Below are 14925 nucleotides of genomic sequence, written 5' to 3' on the forward strand. Positions count from 1 at the left end.
TATTAATGTATAGCCATTTCCGTTATAGTCTGCTGCCCTTCGGGCAGGATGTACAGGAAGATGCTTACCAGGACGAGAAACCCGATATTGACGGCGGTGGCTACCTGGTAGGCGTTCATATAAACAGCAGGAGAAGGGGCATCTCCCAACAGACTGAAAAATATACCGCCGGTAACACCAATCCCCAATGCCACGGCTGTTTGCTGGAAAGTGGAAAAAGTACCGGAAGCCGCACCGGCAAAATGTACCGGGATGCTTTTCAGCGCCATGGTCAGCAGGGAAGGCAATACGGAGCCGCAACCGGTGCCATAAAAGAAAAGGGTGGCCAGCAGCACGGCTTTTGGCATGGCCGCCGCGCGGAAAAAAAACAGGTGCATCAGCAGGGACACGATCATGATCAGCACACCGCCCTGTAACACCCTTTTACCATAACGTTTCACCAAAGGGATGGATAACAGTGACGCCACTACGTAGCCTACGCCCTGAAACACAAAGAGGATGCCCGTTTCAGAGGAGCTGTATCCCAATCCGGTTTGCATGAAGATGGCATTGATCAGGAAATAGGAATCCTGTACCATAAAATAAAACAATACGGCACACAGCCCGATGTTAAAATCCTTATAGGAAAACAACCGGATGTTGATCAGCGGGTTTTGCTGCGCTGCCAGCTTACGCTGCTGGTCATAACCGAAAAGCAGCAGTACGGCCACTGCCCCGGCGAGCGACAAAATGCTCCACAACGGCCATCCTAACTCACGGCCACGGATCAACGGATATACCAGGGCAAACAGCGCTACGGTGAGCAATGCCACGCCGCTGATATCAAAACGGCCTTCCCGGTGCTGCGCCGTATCTTGAAGATAACGGCCCGCCAATGCCGCTGCTGCCAGTCCCAGTGGCAGATTGATCAGGAACAACAACCGCCAGCCTTCCACCATCCAATGCACGTCCGGTAACAAGCCGCCGAGGAACTGGCCGATCACGGAGGCGGCGCCGGCAATACTGCCGTAAACGCCCAGCGCTTTAATGCGTTCTTTGTGTTCGGGAAACAGAATATGTATGTAACTGATGCCCTGAGGTATCATAAAGGCGGCGCTGGTACCCTGGATGAACCGGGCCGCATTCAGCTGCCATGCCGTCTGTGCCATGCCGCACAACAGGGAGCTGAACGTAAACACCAGCATAGACACGATAAAAACCCTTTTCCTGCCATAGTGGTCGCCCAGCCTCCCGCCCGTGATCAGGAACGCGGCATATCCCAGCAGGTACAGCGCAATGATCAGCTGCATATCGGATTCACTGCCCTGCACGCCCTGACGGATAGAAGGCAACGCTACGTTCACAATAAAGATATCAATGACAGCCAGAAATACCGAGGTAGATACGATCAGGAGCGATAGCCATTTCAATTGTAGTCTGTTCATAATGTCCAATTTGTTAACTTTATTGCTGCCAAAGTTGAGGCGGACAGTGAACTGTAACAAGTAGTTTAAAGAATAATACCTGGTATGAAAAAAAATACTATTGATGATAGTCAGTTAGATACACAGTCGGAGAAAGGCATATGGGAAGAAGAAAATAACTGTGCCATGACAAAAGCCATGAAGGTGATCGGTGGAAAGTGGAAGCTGCTGCTGCTTAACGCCATCCGCAAGGGATGCCCCCTGCGCTTCGGTGAGCTGCGCAACAAAATGAAAGACATCACCCATGCCACGCTGACGATGCAGCTGCGTGAACTGGAACGCGACGGTATTATCGAAAGGAAGGTATACGCTGAAACACCACCGCGCGTGGAATATAAACTCACCGCCATCGGTATAAAACTGGTGCCCACTATTCAGGCGCTGTGCGACTGGGGCGATGAATACCATGCTTTACAGGGGCCTAAAAATTGTTAGATGACGGCATTCGACCAGTATAAGCCCACCCTGTTCGCTGTTGCTTATAAGATGACAAAAAACGCCATGGACGCAGAAGATATCCTGCAGGACGTATTCCTGGCGTATTCCCGGCAGGACGCGACATCTATTGCGAACCCGGAAAATTACCTCGTCAAGGCAGTGATGCATCGCTGCCTCTCCCTGCTGGAAGCCCGTAAGAAGACCGTTTACCCGGGCATCGATCTGCCTTCACCTTTATTCCAGGAACGTTTTTCGTATATCCATGACCGGGATATATCGTTTGCCTTGCTGATTTTATTGCAGACACTGAACCCGCTGGAGCGGGCCGTATTTATCCTGCGGGAAACACTGAGTTATGACTATGGCGAAATAGCAGCCATCCTTACGTTGGAGCAGGACCACTGCCGGCAGCTGTTTCACCGTGCCAAAGAAAGGATTGCAGCGGGCCGACGGCGTTACGCGCCCGCGGACGAACAACGCACAGCCCTGTTCCACGCATTCCTGGAGGCATGCAGCAGCGGAGACACTGCCAGGCTCATGACATACCTGAAAGAAGATATTACCATCTATTCAGACGGTGGCGGAAAAGCCACAGCTGCGCAGGTGCCGCTGACAGGCCGTGCCACTGCTGCAGCTTTCCTCCTGGGGATATACGCCAAACAAAACGAAAAGCTCACCTACAGCATGGCCACCATCAACGGCGAGCCGGGCCTCATCTGCTACGATGCCGCCGGTGCCGTGGATACCGTCATACTCGTGTCTGTGGACGAAGAAGGCGTGCAGGCCGTTTATTTTGTGCGTAACCCCGATAAGCTCCGTTAACCACCAAAAGACTGCCGGATAAACTGCTCATTGGCCGGTGGCATGTGCCGCCACCGGAAACCATTGGTAAAGCCGGTAATGATCAGTGCTGCCGCCAGCAGCCCGGTAACGGCAATGGCCCGTGACCAGCGCAGGGAACCGGTTTTGATATAGTGTATGGCGGCCACGTGCAGCGAAATAGCGGATACCGCAAAAAAGTAATACGGTATAAAAAAGAAAGTGGCCGGATGAATGTTCAGCCCCGCTGCCGCGAAATAGAAATTAGTGTCCAGCTCCAGTGTGCGGCCATACAATACCGCACCTACATGAAACAGCAAAAAGAAAGAAAGGTACAACCCTGAATAAACCTGTATTTTCTCTGCCCGGGTGCTTCGTCGCCGCGTAAAAATCAACAGGAGGCCGGTGATCACCTGAAAGGCCACCGCCGCCAGCAACAATGCCTCCACTGCCGGATGCCGGTATACGCTGCGGAAAGCCCGCATTACAGCGATATGCGCATGCTCTCCCACAAGAGATGCCAGCTGGTTAAAAAGATGAAAACTGATGAATACGGCCAGGGTAAGGCCTGACCAGTAATGTCCTGCTTTGGTGTAAACTGTAACTGTGCTTTTAGTCATAAAAAAATCCATTTCACCAGGGACAGACATCGTGGACTTTTTGTGACAGATCAGGTAAAAATTTTTTTTATCATCCCCCGAAGGGGAAAAATAACAAACATGGTTATGACCGTAGCAACTGTTGTTTAGCGGCTTTAAACGCTTCAATATCTTCCCAGCTGCCGGTGTTAAGAATATCCTTTTTACTGCAAGCCCCGCGTCGCGCCATGGATATGCCCAGTTTCACAAAATCGAAATGGGAAAGCGTACGGGCGTCACTGTTAATGACCAGTTTTACGCCTTTGCGTACGGCCTTGCGCACCAGCTCATCATTCAGGTCTAACCGGTTGGGACGCGAGTTGATTTCCAATGCGGTGCCGGTGCGGGCGGCGGCGTCAAACACAGCATTCCAGTCTGCCGGATAAGGAGGCCGCATGCCGATCATTCTGCCGCTGGGGTGGCCTATGCAATGAACATACTGATTTTCACAGGCTTTGATGAGCCGGTCTGTATTGTCCCTGGTAAAATCGGTGTGGATGGACGCAATGACCCAGTCAAACTGCTGCAGCACTTCCGGGGCCAGTTCAGGTTCCCCGTTTTCCAGTATGTCTGTCTCCACGCCTTTTTTGACGTACCCAAACCCCATCTGGTCATTGACACGGTCTATTTCTGCGGCCTGCCTGAAAACGTCCGCAGGGGGCAGCACGTGGTTAGGCCGTTTGGCGGAGACATGGTCGGTAATAACGATATACTGGTAATGCGGAAAGGTATGTGACAGGTATCTGGCGATGCCGGCGATACTTTCTGTGCCATCGCTCCAGTTGGTGTGTATCTGCATGTCGCCTCTTAACTGACTGAAGGACACCAGTGGCGGAATTGCCTGAGGGGCCGCCATGGATTGATGGTCTTCCCGCAGTTCCGGTTCCAGGTAACCAATACCCAACTGATGGTAGATGTCTGTTTCCTGTTCCCCGGCCACATATTCCCCGGTCTGCATGTCTACCAGTCCCAGTGGGCCCAGGCGGAAGCCTTTTTGGGCGGCCATGCTTTTCAGGCTGTCACCGTATTGTGTAGATCCGGTGTAATAAAGCAGGCTGGCGCCATAGTATTTACGGGTGGCGAGCCGGATATCGGCCTGAAGCTGGTTGCGCAGTATAACACAAATATGATGGGGCCCTGTAGCGATGATGCGCTCTGTTTGTGCCATCCGGGCAATTTTATAGAGTAGTTTCCGGTGATCGGCTTCGCTCAGTTGCAGTAATATATCGATATCACCGATGGTGTCTTTGCTCCTTCGCAGGCTGCCGGTGAGCGTGGCCTTTTCCACTTCCGGGAACTGGCAGAGCGCCCGCAGCAGTTCTTCTCCGGCCAGACGTGCGTCCCACAGGGGAACACGGCTGTCGGCAGTTTTATTTAGTTTGAACGCCCGCCTGATATTTTTTATCTGCGCCGGTTTAAGTCCTTCCACTGTTTCCAGGCGCCCGTTGATAATGGCGGTTATCACGTCTTTTATACTGTTGACGCCCAATTGTTGCTGTATAGCCTGCACGTCCCGGGGAGTGATGTCCCGGATACGTCCCAGCGGGGCCAAAGGGGCCGGTATGGGTGGACTGTTTTTAAGATGAGATTTCATATTTAGTCCGGTTTTAATCACTACTAAATTAGGAGGATTCAGGCCGGCATTATATGACGGGTATTATCCGGCAGGCTGATTATGGTCAGGATAACGTACAACTGATTACGGTCAATATTTGTTATGAGTAGTGTCATTGTGGAGATGCCGGAAAGCAGGTAGTTTCGGACAATAAAACAGCGCGATGAAATACATAGGTAAACTCGCAGTGGAACTTGCAGTGGTGATATTGCTGCTATGGGTTTTGTGGACGCCGTCCCACCATTTTAAAGTGGAACGCCCGGAAACTTACGGAAAGGCTGCTTTTCCTGAAAAAGAAGTGATCGTCAACAAGTCCGGTCCGGTAAGCGTAACTATTGATACACTGGCGTACCGGCAAAAGATGCTGCGGCTGCTGCACGACTCTGCCGTGGCAGGCTGGCCTTATCAACGGGATTATCCGCTTGCAGGCGCCCTCTTGCCTTTTCACCGGATTGTGGCCTACTATGGAAATTTTTATACTCCTAAACTGGGCGTGCTGGGTACCGTTCCTGTAGATACCATGTTGGCGCAGCTGGCCGCCACAGCGGCGATGTGGCAGGCGGCAGATACGTCCACGCCGGTGCTGCCGGCCTTTCATTACATCGCAGTGACTGCGCAACGAAACCCCGGCAAAGACGGCAAATACCGGATGCGTATGCCGGCATCAGCTATCAGCAATGCACTGGAGACCGCTGCCCGCGCACATGCGCTCGTTTTCCTGGATATACAGCCGGGGCACAGTACCCTGCAAGAGGAACTGCCGGTGCTGGAAAAATACCTGCTACGGCCGGAAGTGCATCTGGGCATAGACCCGGAGTATTCCATGAAGTATGGCCAGCCTCCCTGTTCGGTCATTGGCACTATGGACGCGGAAGATATCAACTATGCCAGCTCCTGGCTGGCAGACCTGGTGAAGCAACATCAGCTGCCACCTAAAATACTGGTGGTACACCGCTTCACACAGGGTATGGTGACCAACTACCGCAACATCCGCCTGCAACCCGAAGTGCAGATCGTGATGGACATGGACGGCTTCGGCGGAGTAGCTAAAAAAAAGGACACTTACCGGTGCTGGATCGCCCACCAGCCGGTGCAGTTCACCGGATTTAAACTGTTTTACCAGGTAGATATCGCTACCGGCGGCCACCTGATGGGGCCCGATGAAGTGCTGGGCCTTTTCCCCCGACCGATTTACATTCAATACCAATAACCATGAAACGGCTCATTGTCATTTGGTGCTGTTGCCTGTCACTGACAACCACCGCTCAGCAGTTGCCCGTATTATGCTACCACAATATCACCACCGCGGGACAGCATAAGAACGATTTGTTGCATATTGACCGCGATCAGTTTGACCGGCAGCTGAAAACGCTCTCAGACAGCGGTTACCATACTATCCTGCCCGATGAGATGGTGGCCCTGATGGCGCAGCATAAACCATTTCCCCCGCGTGCCTGTATCATCACCTTCGATGATTCCCATGATGTGCATTATTCGGTAGCGGCGCCCTTATTGCAACACTATCATTTTAAAGGCGTGTTTTTTGTGATGACAGTTACGCTGAACAAACCACATTACCTGTCGGCCGCAAACGTAAAGGCACTGTCAGACGAAGGGCATGTGGTGGCTAGTCACACCTGGGACCATCCCTTTCCGGCCGGATATAAAGACTGGAACAAAGAACTGGTAACGCCGCGGCAGCAGCTGGAGAAAATCACGGGCCGGCCGGTATGGTATTTTGCTTATCCTTTCGGCGCGTACAACGACAGTATCATCATGCATGTGAAGCAGGCCGGCTATAAAGGGGCCTTCCAGCTCAATCGTCTGCCGGTAGCGGGGAAGGAGTTGTACACCCTGCGGCGCCTGATGGTGGACGGCCGCTGGTCCGGAGCGCAGCTACTACATGAAATGGCCTTGTATGGAACACAATAAATGTTTTGTATGACACACAACATCCCTTCCACCATGCGTGCCATGGTCATGGAAAACAAAGGGCAGCCGCTGAGGTTGCAAATGCTGCCGGTACCTGCGCCCGCAGCCGGACAGGTATTGATCAAAGTAATAGCCTGCGGGGTATGCAGAACAGACCTGCATATCATCGACGGGGAATTGCCGGCGCCGGTTTTACCGCTCATACCCGGACATGAAATAGTAGGCGAGGTGGTGGCCCTGGGCGAGGAGGTGACGACCTTATCGCCCGGAGAAAAAGTGGGCGTGCCGTGGCTGGCGTACACTTGCGGACACTGCAAATATTGTTCGATGGACCAGGAGAACCTATGTGAGCATGCGCTCTTTACCGGGTACAGCGTGAATGGCGGTTATGCAGAATATGTGCTGGCGCTGGCCGATTATTGTTTGCATGTCCCTGAAAACTATGTTCATCCCGGCGGAGCGCCGCTTATGTGCGCCGGTCTGATCGGTTACCGCTCCTGGCGGATGGTGCCGGAACATGCGCAGCATATCGGGTTGTACGGTTTTGGCGCAGCGGCGCATATCCTGGTGCAGATAGCGCAGTACCATTACAAATCCATTTATGCTTTCACCCGTCCGGACGATAAAGCAGGAGAGAGCTTTGCCCTGAAGATGGGCGCTGCCTGGGCCGGCAGTTCACTCGATGCGCCGCCGGTACTGCTGGACGCCGCCATCATTTTTGCCCCGGACGGCTCACTGGTGCCACAGGCGCTTTCGCAGTTGGACAGAGGCGGGGTGGTGGTATGTGGCGGTATCCACATGAGTGATATTCCCGGATTTCCGTACCGGTTGTTGTGGGAGGAACGTGTCATTCGTTCTGTGGCCAATCTCACGCGTAAAGACGGCGAATTGCTGATGGAGGTCATTCAGCATGTACCGGTGGCCACCATTGTACAAACCTATCCGCTGGAGCAGGCCAATGAGGCATTACAGGCATTGCGGCATGGTAAAATAAAAGGCGCTGCCGTGCTGGTGATGTAACAGGGTTTATGTCAGCAGGGTAGTGGGAGGAGTATTGTTTTCGGTCGGTGGCTCGTCCTGCAGATTATGGTTGTCTCCCGGAAGTTGTTTTTTTATTTTTTCCTTGAGATGATGTAGGCGTTGTTGTAGTTCGTTAAATTCCTTTTCCACGGATGTTTTGAAAGATTCCCATTTTTCATCGGTCACTTTAGTGTCTTCTTTTACCTTTTGCCGCAGCTTGGCTTCATGTTTTTGGATGGAAGCTTTTTCTTTTTTATAGTCCGCCAGAGCGTCTTTTTTCAGGCGGGCGGCATCACTTTCCATTTTTTCCTGTTCTCTGTCCAATGAGTCCAGGCTTGCCCTCGTGCTTTCTTTGATATGCCGGATGGCTTCGGCGGCTTTGCTTCCCTGCGCCTGCAGGTTGGCATGCATCCATATAAACGGGACAAATAGCAACAGCTTTGAGAGTGTCATGGGGGTTATTATTTTGCGGGGTGATGAAAAATCGTTGTAAAGTAATAACAGGTATGGCGGGCTGAATGTTATAATTGCAGAGACAGGTTTAGATTGATTTTAATCAGGTTGAATGCTGACGGAACTCATTTTTCACCTGTTACGAATGCCGTAGGTTTGTTAAAAAAAAGGAGGTACTTATGGCCACACAATCTTTAAGCAAACGTGCAGGGTTGCCCTCTGTGTTTGATGATCTTTTCCGTCCCTGGAAGGACTGGACAAATGATTTTTATGGTACAGCAGCGTTGACGGTGCCTGCTGTAAATGTTACCGAAGACAATGACAGTTACAAATTATCGTTGGCAGCACCCGGACTCAAAAAAACCGATTTTAAAATCCAGCTGGAGGGCGGGATGCTGACCATCAGCGCAGAAACAGAAAGTGAAAAAGAAGAGAAAGACGAAAAATACAGCCGTCGTGAATATAACTACAGCAGCTTTTCGCGCAGTTTTACATTGCCTGAAGGAGTAAGCAAAGATAAGATCGAAGCTCACTATGATGATGGCGTCCTGAAAGTAAAGCTGCCAAAAAGCGAAGACGCAAAAAAGAACGGTAAAAACACAGAGATTCCTGTGAAGTGACCTGTCATACGATAACGGATATACGAAAAATACCTGCGTGCCGCCCTTCCACCGAGGGCGGCACTTTTTTTATGTTACTTTGTTGAGGTGTTGTTGTTGTCCACATGCTGAAAGTAACTGTTGAGATATTCGCTGGGAGACTTACCGGTAACGGATTTAAACACCCGGTTGAAATTGGTGATGCTGTTGAATCCGCTGGTATAGGCTACAGTAGCAATATTATCATAATTTCCGTCCGTCAGTTTTTTACAGGCTTCATTGATGCGTACTTCATTCAGGAAAGAGACGAAAGTATGCAGGGTATGTTTTTTAAAGAAGCGGCAGAAAGCGTGGGGTGTCATATGCACCTGACTGGCGGCGTCTTCCAGCGTGATAGGGTGCTCATAGTTGTGCATGATGTAGTTGTAGATATTGCCGATGCGGATACCATCATGATCGCTGACAGTGACCTTTTTATTCACTGCGGCCAATGGGCTAATATCCGGGCATCCGGAGAGCAGGCGCAGCAGTTCCACGAAATGCATCAGTTGCTCGGGGCCGTTGCTGTTGGCGATGCGCAGCATCTGCGCGGAGATGTCCGGCGTTTGCAGCGAAGGTACCTTAAACCCGCATTGCTGTTGCTGGATGAAGTTTTTCAGCGGTTTCATCTCCGGAAGGTTGAACAGTGCGGACAGATTGCCGTCAGGATTAAAGAAGATGACCAATGCCATGATCTTCTTGCGGCTCCTGGGCGCAAAGTAGGAGGGGTCGCTTTTGAAGATATGGGGTTGGTTGGCCCCCAGCCAGAAAATATCATTGGGCCGGAACGCATGCATGTTATTATCTGCCACGAGCGTGCCTTCCCCCTGTTGTACCCACGTAAGCTGTACTTCCTGGTGCCGGTGCAGATGCGGATAGAAGTAGGGCAACACATCTCTTTGCACGATAATGGTTTTATCCAGGGGTACAGGTACGGTAAACTGTAAGACTTTCATAATTGGTGCCGTTATGCTTGGATGAGTCAATATTACGAATATTAACCGTATTGTAACATCCGGGTAGTAGAACTGGTTAAAAAACGGTAATGTATCCCTGTTTTTTTCAAAACTGGTTAATATCGGGTTATAATTGATTACAATCGGGAAAGCCAACTGCGGGTGTCCTGAATACTTTTGGAAAAAAAAAGAATATCATGTCTATCGAATGGAAAGGCGTATTTCCCGCCATCACTACCAAATTCACTGCAGCCGATGAACTGGACCTGCCTTTGTTTGATAAAAACCTCCAGGCCCAGCTGGCAGCTGGTATCGATGGTATCATTCTGGGTGGATCGCTCGGCGAGGCCAGCACACTGACAACCGCGGAAAAAGAAACCCTGACGAAGTTCACCGTAGAGAAAGTGGCCGGTAAAATACCTGTAGTGGTCAATATCGCTGAAGGCGCTACCCGCGACGCCGTGCAACAGGCCGCGCTGGTAAAGAAATGGGGCGCTTCCGGCATCATGCTGCTGCCACCGATGCGTTATAAAAGCGATGAACGTGAAACAGCCACCTGGTTCAAAACAGTGGCCGCCTCCACCGACCTGCCGGTGATGGTATATAACAATCCGGTGGACTATAAGATAGAAGTCACCCTCGATATCTTCGACCAGTTACAGGAACTGCCTAACATCCAGGCTGTTAAAGAATCTACCCGCGACGTGTCCAACGTTACCCGTATGATCAACCGTTTTGGCGACCGTTTTAAAATATTATGCGGCCTCGATACGTTAGCACTTGAAGAGATGGTGCTGGGCGCTCATGGCTGGGTAGGCGGACTGGTAGATGCTTTCCCTGCGGAGACAGTGGCCATATACCGCCTGATCAAAGCGGGCCGCGTGCAGGAAGCCGTGGAAATTTACCGCTGGTTCCTGCCACTGCTGGAGCTGGACCTCTATCCTAAACTGGTACAGTTTATCAAACTGGCTGAAGCCGAAGTAGGACTGGGCAGCGAATATGTACGGGCGCCACGCCTGGTACTCGAAGGTGCGGAAAGGGAAAGGATACTGCAGGTGATCCGCACTGCCGTAGCCAAACGTCCGGTTTTACCTGATTATCTCTCTTTATAATTTCCGTGTATGCAGATAGATCAGATTATGCAGCAGGCTGCCACAGCCTACGAGCAATACAAAAACATTCCACCGTTGCAACGTGCCGCTTTCCTCGAAACAATCGGCGCAGAGATCACGGCACGGCGGGAAGCGCTGGTGAAAACGGCGGGCGAGGAAACCAACCTGCCCATGGCCCGGCTGAACGGAGAAATAGTGCGCACCACCACGCAGTTGCAGAAGTTTGCCGACCTTATAAAAGAAGGCAGCTGGGTGGAAGCGGTGATAGATACTACGCCCAACATCCGGCGGATGTTGCTGCCGGTAGGGCCGGTAGTGGTTTTCGGCGCCAGCAATTTCCCTTTTGCCTTTTCTACTGCCGGTGGTGATACCGCCAGCGCACTGGCTGCCGGCGCTACGGTGGTGGTAAAAGGCCACCCTGCCCACCCGCGTACTTCACAGCTGATGTTTGAAGCCATACAGGCGGCTATTTTACAAAGCGGTATGCCTGCGTATACCGTGCAGCATGTCACCGGCGACTATCATACCGGCAAGGAGCTGGTCGTTCATCCCAACACCACCGGCGTTGGCTTTACCGGTTCTCAGCAAGGTGGTAAAGCGCTCTGCGCCTATGCAGCGGAGCGGGAAACTCCGATCCCTGTTTTTGCGGAGATGGGAAGCGTGAACCCGGTGGTGTTCCTGCCGCAGGCGCTGGAAACGCGCAGCGCTGAACTGGCCGATATGTTTGCCACTTCCATCACGCTCGGGGCCGGACAGTTCTGTACCAATCCCGGATTGCTGATAGGGCTGGAAAGCCCTGCTTTTACAGCGTTCCAGCGACAACTGGGCATCGCGCTGGAGAAAACGTCGCCGCAGAAAATGCTGCATCCCGGCATTCACAGCGCTTTCCTGGAAGGACGCAGCCGTATGCTGGCCAGCCAGGACGTAACGCTGTCTCCCGCGCCGGTACTGGACTTTGATGCCAGCGCCGTACGCCCATCGCTGGCCCTGACTTCCGGCGCCGCCATACTGGCCAATCCGGCGCTGAAAGAGGAAGTATTTGGCCCACATGCGCTACTGGTGGCATGTAAGGACAAAGCCGAACTGCTGGCCGTGCTCAGAAGCCTGAAAGGGCAGCTGACCACCAGCGTAATGGCCACGGAAGAAGACCTTGCGCAATGGCAGGAGGTAATTGATGTGCAGGTGACGCTCGCCGGCCGTATCATCCTGAATGCGGCCCCTACCGGGGTGGAAGTTTGTGCGGCCATGATACATGGCGGCCCGTACCCTGCCACCACCGACGCCCGTTTCACGTCTGTAGGTACCGCTGCCATCCGGCGCTGGGTAAGGCCTGTATGTTTCCAGCAGTTCCCCGAGGCGCTGTTGCCCGATGAACTGAAAACCGCTAATCCGCGTGGTATCTGGCGGTTGGTAGATAATCAGTTTACTCGTTAACGTTAGGCTCCGCCATTTTATTAACCAATAAATACAGCTTCTTGAAACATACATTTTTCTGCATCGATGCACATACCTGCGGCAATCCGGTAAGACTGGTGGCCGGCGGCGGCCCCGTCCTGAAAGGCAGCAATATGAGCGAAAAAAGAGACCACTTCCTGCGGGAATTTGACTGGATACGGAAAGGCCTGATGTTTGAACCCCGCGGGCATGATATGATGAGCGGCAGTATCCTCTATCCGCCGCATGACCCTGCCAACGATGTGGCGGTGCTCTTCATCGAAACCAGCGGCTGCCTGCCCATGTGCGGCCATGGCACCATCGGTACCATCACCATCGCTATCGAAGAAGGACTGATCAACCCGAAGACACCTGGCAGGGTGAGAATGGAAACACCCGCCGGACTGGTCGAAGTAAAATACCAGCAACAGGGCAATAAGGTGAAAAGCGTAAAGCTCACCAACGTGCCGTCTTACCTGGCGGCTACCGGCATTGTGGTGGACTGCCCCGACCTGGGCCCGCTTACCGTAGATGTGGCCTATGGCGGCAACTTCTATGCGATCGTAGATGTACAGGAACGTTTTCCCGGGCTGGAACATTTCACGGCTTCCCAGTTGATCGGATGGGCGAGGGAATTACGCAAACGGATAAACGAAAATCGCAGCTTCGTGCATCCCGACAATCCGAATATCAATGGCTGCTCTCATGTATTATGGACCGGCGCCGTACTGGACGCCACTTCTACCGCACGTAACGCTGTGTTCTACGGCGACAAGGCCATCGACCGCTCTCCCTGCGGCACCGGCACTTCCGCCCGTATGGCGCAATGGTATGCCAAAGGCAAACTGAAAACCGGCGATGCTTTCGTGCATGAGAGCATAATCGGCTCCCGCTTCACCGGCAGGATAGAAGAGGAAACGAGCATCGGCAATATGCCGGCCATCCGTCCAAGCATTGAAGGATGGGCGAGGGTGTACGGGTACAATACTATTTCTATCGATCCGGAAGACGATCCATATGCTTACGGACTACAGGTAATCTGATACAGACTATGAAAGTAATTATCATCGGCGGCGGTATTATCGGACTGGCCAGTGCCTATTACCTGCAACAGGCGGGCTACAGCGTCACGGTGGCAGACCGCTCGGACATGTCGCAGGGCTGCTCATACGGCAATGCCGGCTACATCTGTCCCAGCCACTTTGTGCCGCTGGCCACGCCCGGCATTGTGCGGCAGGGGCTTAAATGGATGCTGAACGCTTCCAGCCCTTTTTATATTCAGCCGTCGCTCAACCGGGACCTGGTCAACTGGGGCCTGAAATTCATGAAAAGCGCCACGCGACAACATGTGGAGCGTTCGGCTGCTCCGCTGCGTGATATCGCGCTGCTCAGCAAGCAGTTGTATGAATCATGGACGTCCGTGCCAGGCCTTGATTTTGCCTATGCGCCTGTCGGCATGATGGAACTGTTCCAGACGGAACAGAACGCCCATCACGCGCATGAAACGGTGAAAGATGCCGCAGCACTGGGTATTGAAGCGCGTGTGCTCAGCAAAGCGGAACTGTCGCAAATGGAGCCGGGCATGAAACTGGATGCATTGGGGGCGGTGTTTTTCCCCGGTGACTCCCAGATCAATCCGAATCTGCTGATGCGTAGCCTGCAAACATACCTGGAAAAACAGGGCGTGCAATTTATCCACCACCAGGAGGTGACAGGATTTGCGGCCACAGGCAACCGGATAACCGGGGTCCGCACGGCTACCACCACACTGGAAGCAGATCATGTAGTACTTGCCGCCGGTGTGTGGAGCGCGGCCCTCGCCAGGGAAATTGGGCTGAGTATCCCCATGGTAGGGGGTAGAGGGTATTCCGTAACATTTGAGAATACGCCTTTCAAAGTACACCATTCCATCATCCTCAGCGAAGCAAGGGTGGCTATCTCCCCGCTTGATGGCCATAAAGTCCGCTTCGGTGGCACCATGGAAATCACGCCGCTGCATACCCCTCCGCGGATGCGGCGCGTACAGGGCATCTTCGACTCAGTGAAAAGGTATTTCCCTGACTTTGACATGGCTGTTCCTCCGGCAGACCAGGTCTGGTATGGCTACCGGCCCTGCAGCGCCGATGGCCTGCCTTATATCGGCAACTTAACACGCTACCCTAATATGACAATCGCCACAGGTCACTCCATGCTGGGCATCAGCCTGGGCGCGTCCACCGGTAAACTGGTGGCTGAACTCGTTGCCGGCCGGCCAACATCGATGGATCTGCAACCTTTCCACCCTGAAAGGTTTAAGCGGTGAAAGCCCGCATAAAATGAAACAACAACAGGGAAAAGAGCCTTTAAACTACCCGTTTAAAGGCTTTTTCCTTTTTGCATCCTCTTATAAATCTCCCTTTCTTATAAG

At 52.6% G+C, this 14925-nt stretch carries 15 protein-coding genes; 10 read left to right on the top strand and 5 right to left on the bottom strand.

Translation table 11 applies throughout. The features are described 5' to 3' along the window. Positions 1–2: 2 nt before the first annotated feature. Entirely contained in the window at positions 3–1424 is a 1422-nt protein-coding gene (locus ACTJJS_RS06530; protein ID WP_440662937.1) for an MFS transporter, read from the bottom strand. Positions 1425–1508: 84 nt separating this feature from the next. Here ACTJJS_RS06530 and ACTJJS_RS06535 point away from each other — a divergent pair, with 84 nt between their 5' ends. Both ACTJJS_RS06535 and ACTJJS_RS06540 read left to right on the top strand, forming a co-directional pair. Next, a complete protein-coding gene (locus ACTJJS_RS06535) occupies positions 1509–1898 on the top strand; it encodes a winged helix-turn-helix transcriptional regulator (RefSeq protein ID WP_168868764.1) in 390 nt (129 codons plus the stop codon). Beyond that, on the top strand, positions 1899–2723 hold the full coding sequence (locus tag ACTJJS_RS06540) for a sigma-70 family RNA polymerase sigma factor (protein WP_440662938.1): 825 nt from the start codon (positions 1899–1901) through the stop codon (positions 2721–2723). On the opposite strand, the gene ACTJJS_RS06545 is transcribed toward ACTJJS_RS06540, so the two are convergent. Beyond that, entirely contained in the window at positions 2720–3340 is a 621-nt protein-coding gene (locus ACTJJS_RS06545; protein WP_440662939.1) for a hypothetical protein, read from the bottom strand. The two genes, ACTJJS_RS06540 and ACTJJS_RS06545, sit on opposite strands and share 4 nt — an antisense overlap. A gap of 103 nt (positions 3341–3443) precedes the next feature. Next, positions 3444–4952 carry a DNA polymerase III gene (locus ACTJJS_RS06550; RefSeq protein ID WP_440662940.1) on the bottom strand — a complete coding sequence of 503 codons (1509 nt, stop codon included), beginning with the start codon at positions 4950–4952 and terminating at the stop codon, positions 3444–3446. Positions 4953–5136: 184 nt separating this feature from the next. Here ACTJJS_RS06550 and ACTJJS_RS06555 point away from each other — a divergent pair, with 184 nt between their 5' ends. Genes ACTJJS_RS06555 through ACTJJS_RS06565 form a run of 3 tightly spaced genes read left to right on the top strand, consistent with a single transcriptional unit; the run spans position 5137 to position 7925 of the window. After that, positions 5137–6183 carry a hypothetical protein gene (locus tag ACTJJS_RS06555; protein ID WP_440662941.1) on the top strand — a complete coding sequence of 349 codons (1047 nt, stop codon included), beginning with the start codon at positions 5137–5139 and terminating at the stop codon, positions 6181–6183. A 2-nt stretch (positions 6184–6185) separates the two neighbouring features. Further along, positions 6186–6905: a polysaccharide deacetylase family protein gene (locus ACTJJS_RS06560; RefSeq protein ID WP_440662942.1), complete on the top strand. Its 720-nt coding sequence runs from the start codon at positions 6186–6188 to the stop codon at positions 6903–6905. Positions 6906–6914: 9 nt separating this feature from the next. Next, positions 6915–7925: a zinc-dependent alcohol dehydrogenase family protein gene (locus ACTJJS_RS06565; RefSeq protein WP_440662943.1), complete on the top strand. Its 1011-nt coding sequence runs from the start codon at positions 6915–6917 to the stop codon at positions 7923–7925. Positions 7926–7931: 6 nt separating this feature from the next. Here ACTJJS_RS06565 and ACTJJS_RS06570 read toward each other — a convergent pair whose 3' ends face one another. Further along, a complete protein-coding gene (locus tag ACTJJS_RS06570; RefSeq protein WP_440662944.1) occupies positions 7932–8378 on the bottom strand; it encodes a hypothetical protein in 447 nt (148 codons plus the stop codon). 179 nt (positions 8379–8557) lie between these two features. On the opposite strand from ACTJJS_RS06570, the gene ACTJJS_RS06575 reads away from it, so the two are divergent. Beyond that, positions 8558–8998 carry an Hsp20/alpha crystallin family protein gene (locus tag ACTJJS_RS06575; RefSeq protein ID WP_440662945.1) on the top strand — a complete coding sequence of 147 codons (441 nt, stop codon included), beginning with the start codon at positions 8558–8560 and terminating at the stop codon, positions 8996–8998. Between the two features lie 74 nt (positions 8999–9072). Here the strand turns inward: ACTJJS_RS06575 and ACTJJS_RS06580 are convergent, their stop codons facing one another. Then, positions 9073–9972 (bottom strand): AraC family transcriptional regulator, encoded by a 900-nt coding sequence (locus ACTJJS_RS06580; protein ID WP_440662946.1) that lies wholly within the window; start codon positions 9970–9972, stop codon positions 9073–9075. A 197-nt stretch (positions 9973–10169) separates the two neighbouring features. Here ACTJJS_RS06580 and ACTJJS_RS06585 point away from each other — a divergent pair, with 197 nt between their 5' ends. Genes ACTJJS_RS06585 through ACTJJS_RS06600 form a run of 4 tightly spaced genes read left to right on the top strand, consistent with a single transcriptional unit; the run spans position 10170 to position 14820 of the window. Next, complete coding sequence (locus ACTJJS_RS06585) at positions 10170–11084, top strand: dihydrodipicolinate synthase family protein (protein WP_440662947.1); 915 nt, start codon at positions 10170–10172, stop codon at positions 11082–11084. A 9-nt stretch (positions 11085–11093) separates the two neighbouring features. Beyond that, positions 11094–12518 carry an aldehyde dehydrogenase (NADP(+)) gene (locus tag ACTJJS_RS06590; RefSeq protein WP_440662948.1) on the top strand — a complete coding sequence of 475 codons (1425 nt, stop codon included), beginning with the start codon at positions 11094–11096 and terminating at the stop codon, positions 12516–12518. 41 nt (positions 12519–12559) lie between these two features. After that, positions 12560–13561, top strand: coding sequence for a 4-hydroxyproline epimerase (locus tag ACTJJS_RS06595; RefSeq protein WP_168868752.1), 1002 nt, complete (start codon positions 12560–12562; stop codon positions 13559–13561). Between the two features lie 8 nt (positions 13562–13569). Beyond that, positions 13570–14820 (top strand): NAD(P)/FAD-dependent oxidoreductase, encoded by a 1251-nt coding sequence (locus ACTJJS_RS06600; protein ID WP_440662949.1) that lies wholly within the window; start codon positions 13570–13572, stop codon positions 14818–14820. Positions 14821–14925: the final 105 nt, after the last annotated feature.

The organism is Chitinophaga sp. 22308, assembly GCF_052045305.1.
GTDB classification, from domain to species: Bacteria; Bacteroidota; Bacteroidia; order Chitinophagales; family Chitinophagaceae; genus Chitinophaga; species Chitinophaga varians_A.

Bases quoted from the DNA above. Each gene is read 5' to 3' on its own strand.
- ACTJJS_RS06555 (WP_440662941.1), top strand. From the start codon at position 5,137: ATGAAATACATAGGTAAACTCGCAGTGGAACTTGCAGTGGTGATATTG.
- ACTJJS_RS06535 (WP_168868764.1), top strand. From the start codon at position 1,509: ATGAAAAAAAATACTATTGATGATAGTCAGTTAGATACACAGTCGGAG.
- ACTJJS_RS06540 (WP_440662938.1), top strand. From the start codon at position 1,899: ATGACGGCATTCGACCAGTATAAGCCCACCCTGTTCGCTGTTGCTTAT.
- ACTJJS_RS06590 (WP_440662948.1), top strand. From the start codon at position 11,094: ATGCAGATAGATCAGATTATGCAGCAGGCTGCCACAGCCTACGAGCAA.
- ACTJJS_RS06585 (WP_440662947.1), top strand. From the start codon at position 10,170: ATGTCTATCGAATGGAAAGGCGTATTTCCCGCCATCACTACCAAATTC.
- ACTJJS_RS06600 (WP_440662949.1), top strand. From the start codon at position 13,570: ATGAAAGTAATTATCATCGGCGGCGGTATTATCGGACTGGCCAGTGCC.
- ACTJJS_RS06570 (WP_440662944.1), bottom strand. From the start codon at position 8,378: ATGACACTCTCAAAGCTGTTGCTATTTGTCCCGTTTATATGGATGCAT.
- ACTJJS_RS06565 (WP_440662943.1), top strand. From the start codon at position 6,915: ATGACACACAACATCCCTTCCACCATGCGTGCCATGGTCATGGAAAAC.
- ACTJJS_RS06530 (WP_440662937.1), bottom strand. From the start codon at position 1,424: ATGAACAGACTACAATTGAAATGGCTATCGCTCCTGATCGTATCTACC.
- ACTJJS_RS06550 (WP_440662940.1), bottom strand. From the start codon at position 4,952: ATGAAATCTCATCTTAAAAACAGTCCACCCATACCGGCCCCTTTGGCC.
- ACTJJS_RS06580 (WP_440662946.1), bottom strand. From the start codon at position 9,972: ATGAAAGTCTTACAGTTTACCGTACCTGTACCCCTGGATAAAACCATT.
- ACTJJS_RS06545 (WP_440662939.1), bottom strand. From the start codon at position 3,340: ATGACTAAAAGCACAGTTACAGTTTACACCAAAGCAGGACATTACTGG.
- ACTJJS_RS06560 (WP_440662942.1), top strand. From the start codon at position 6,186: ATGAAACGGCTCATTGTCATTTGGTGCTGTTGCCTGTCACTGACAACC.
- ACTJJS_RS06575 (WP_440662945.1), top strand. From the start codon at position 8,558: ATGGCCACACAATCTTTAAGCAAACGTGCAGGGTTGCCCTCTGTGTTT.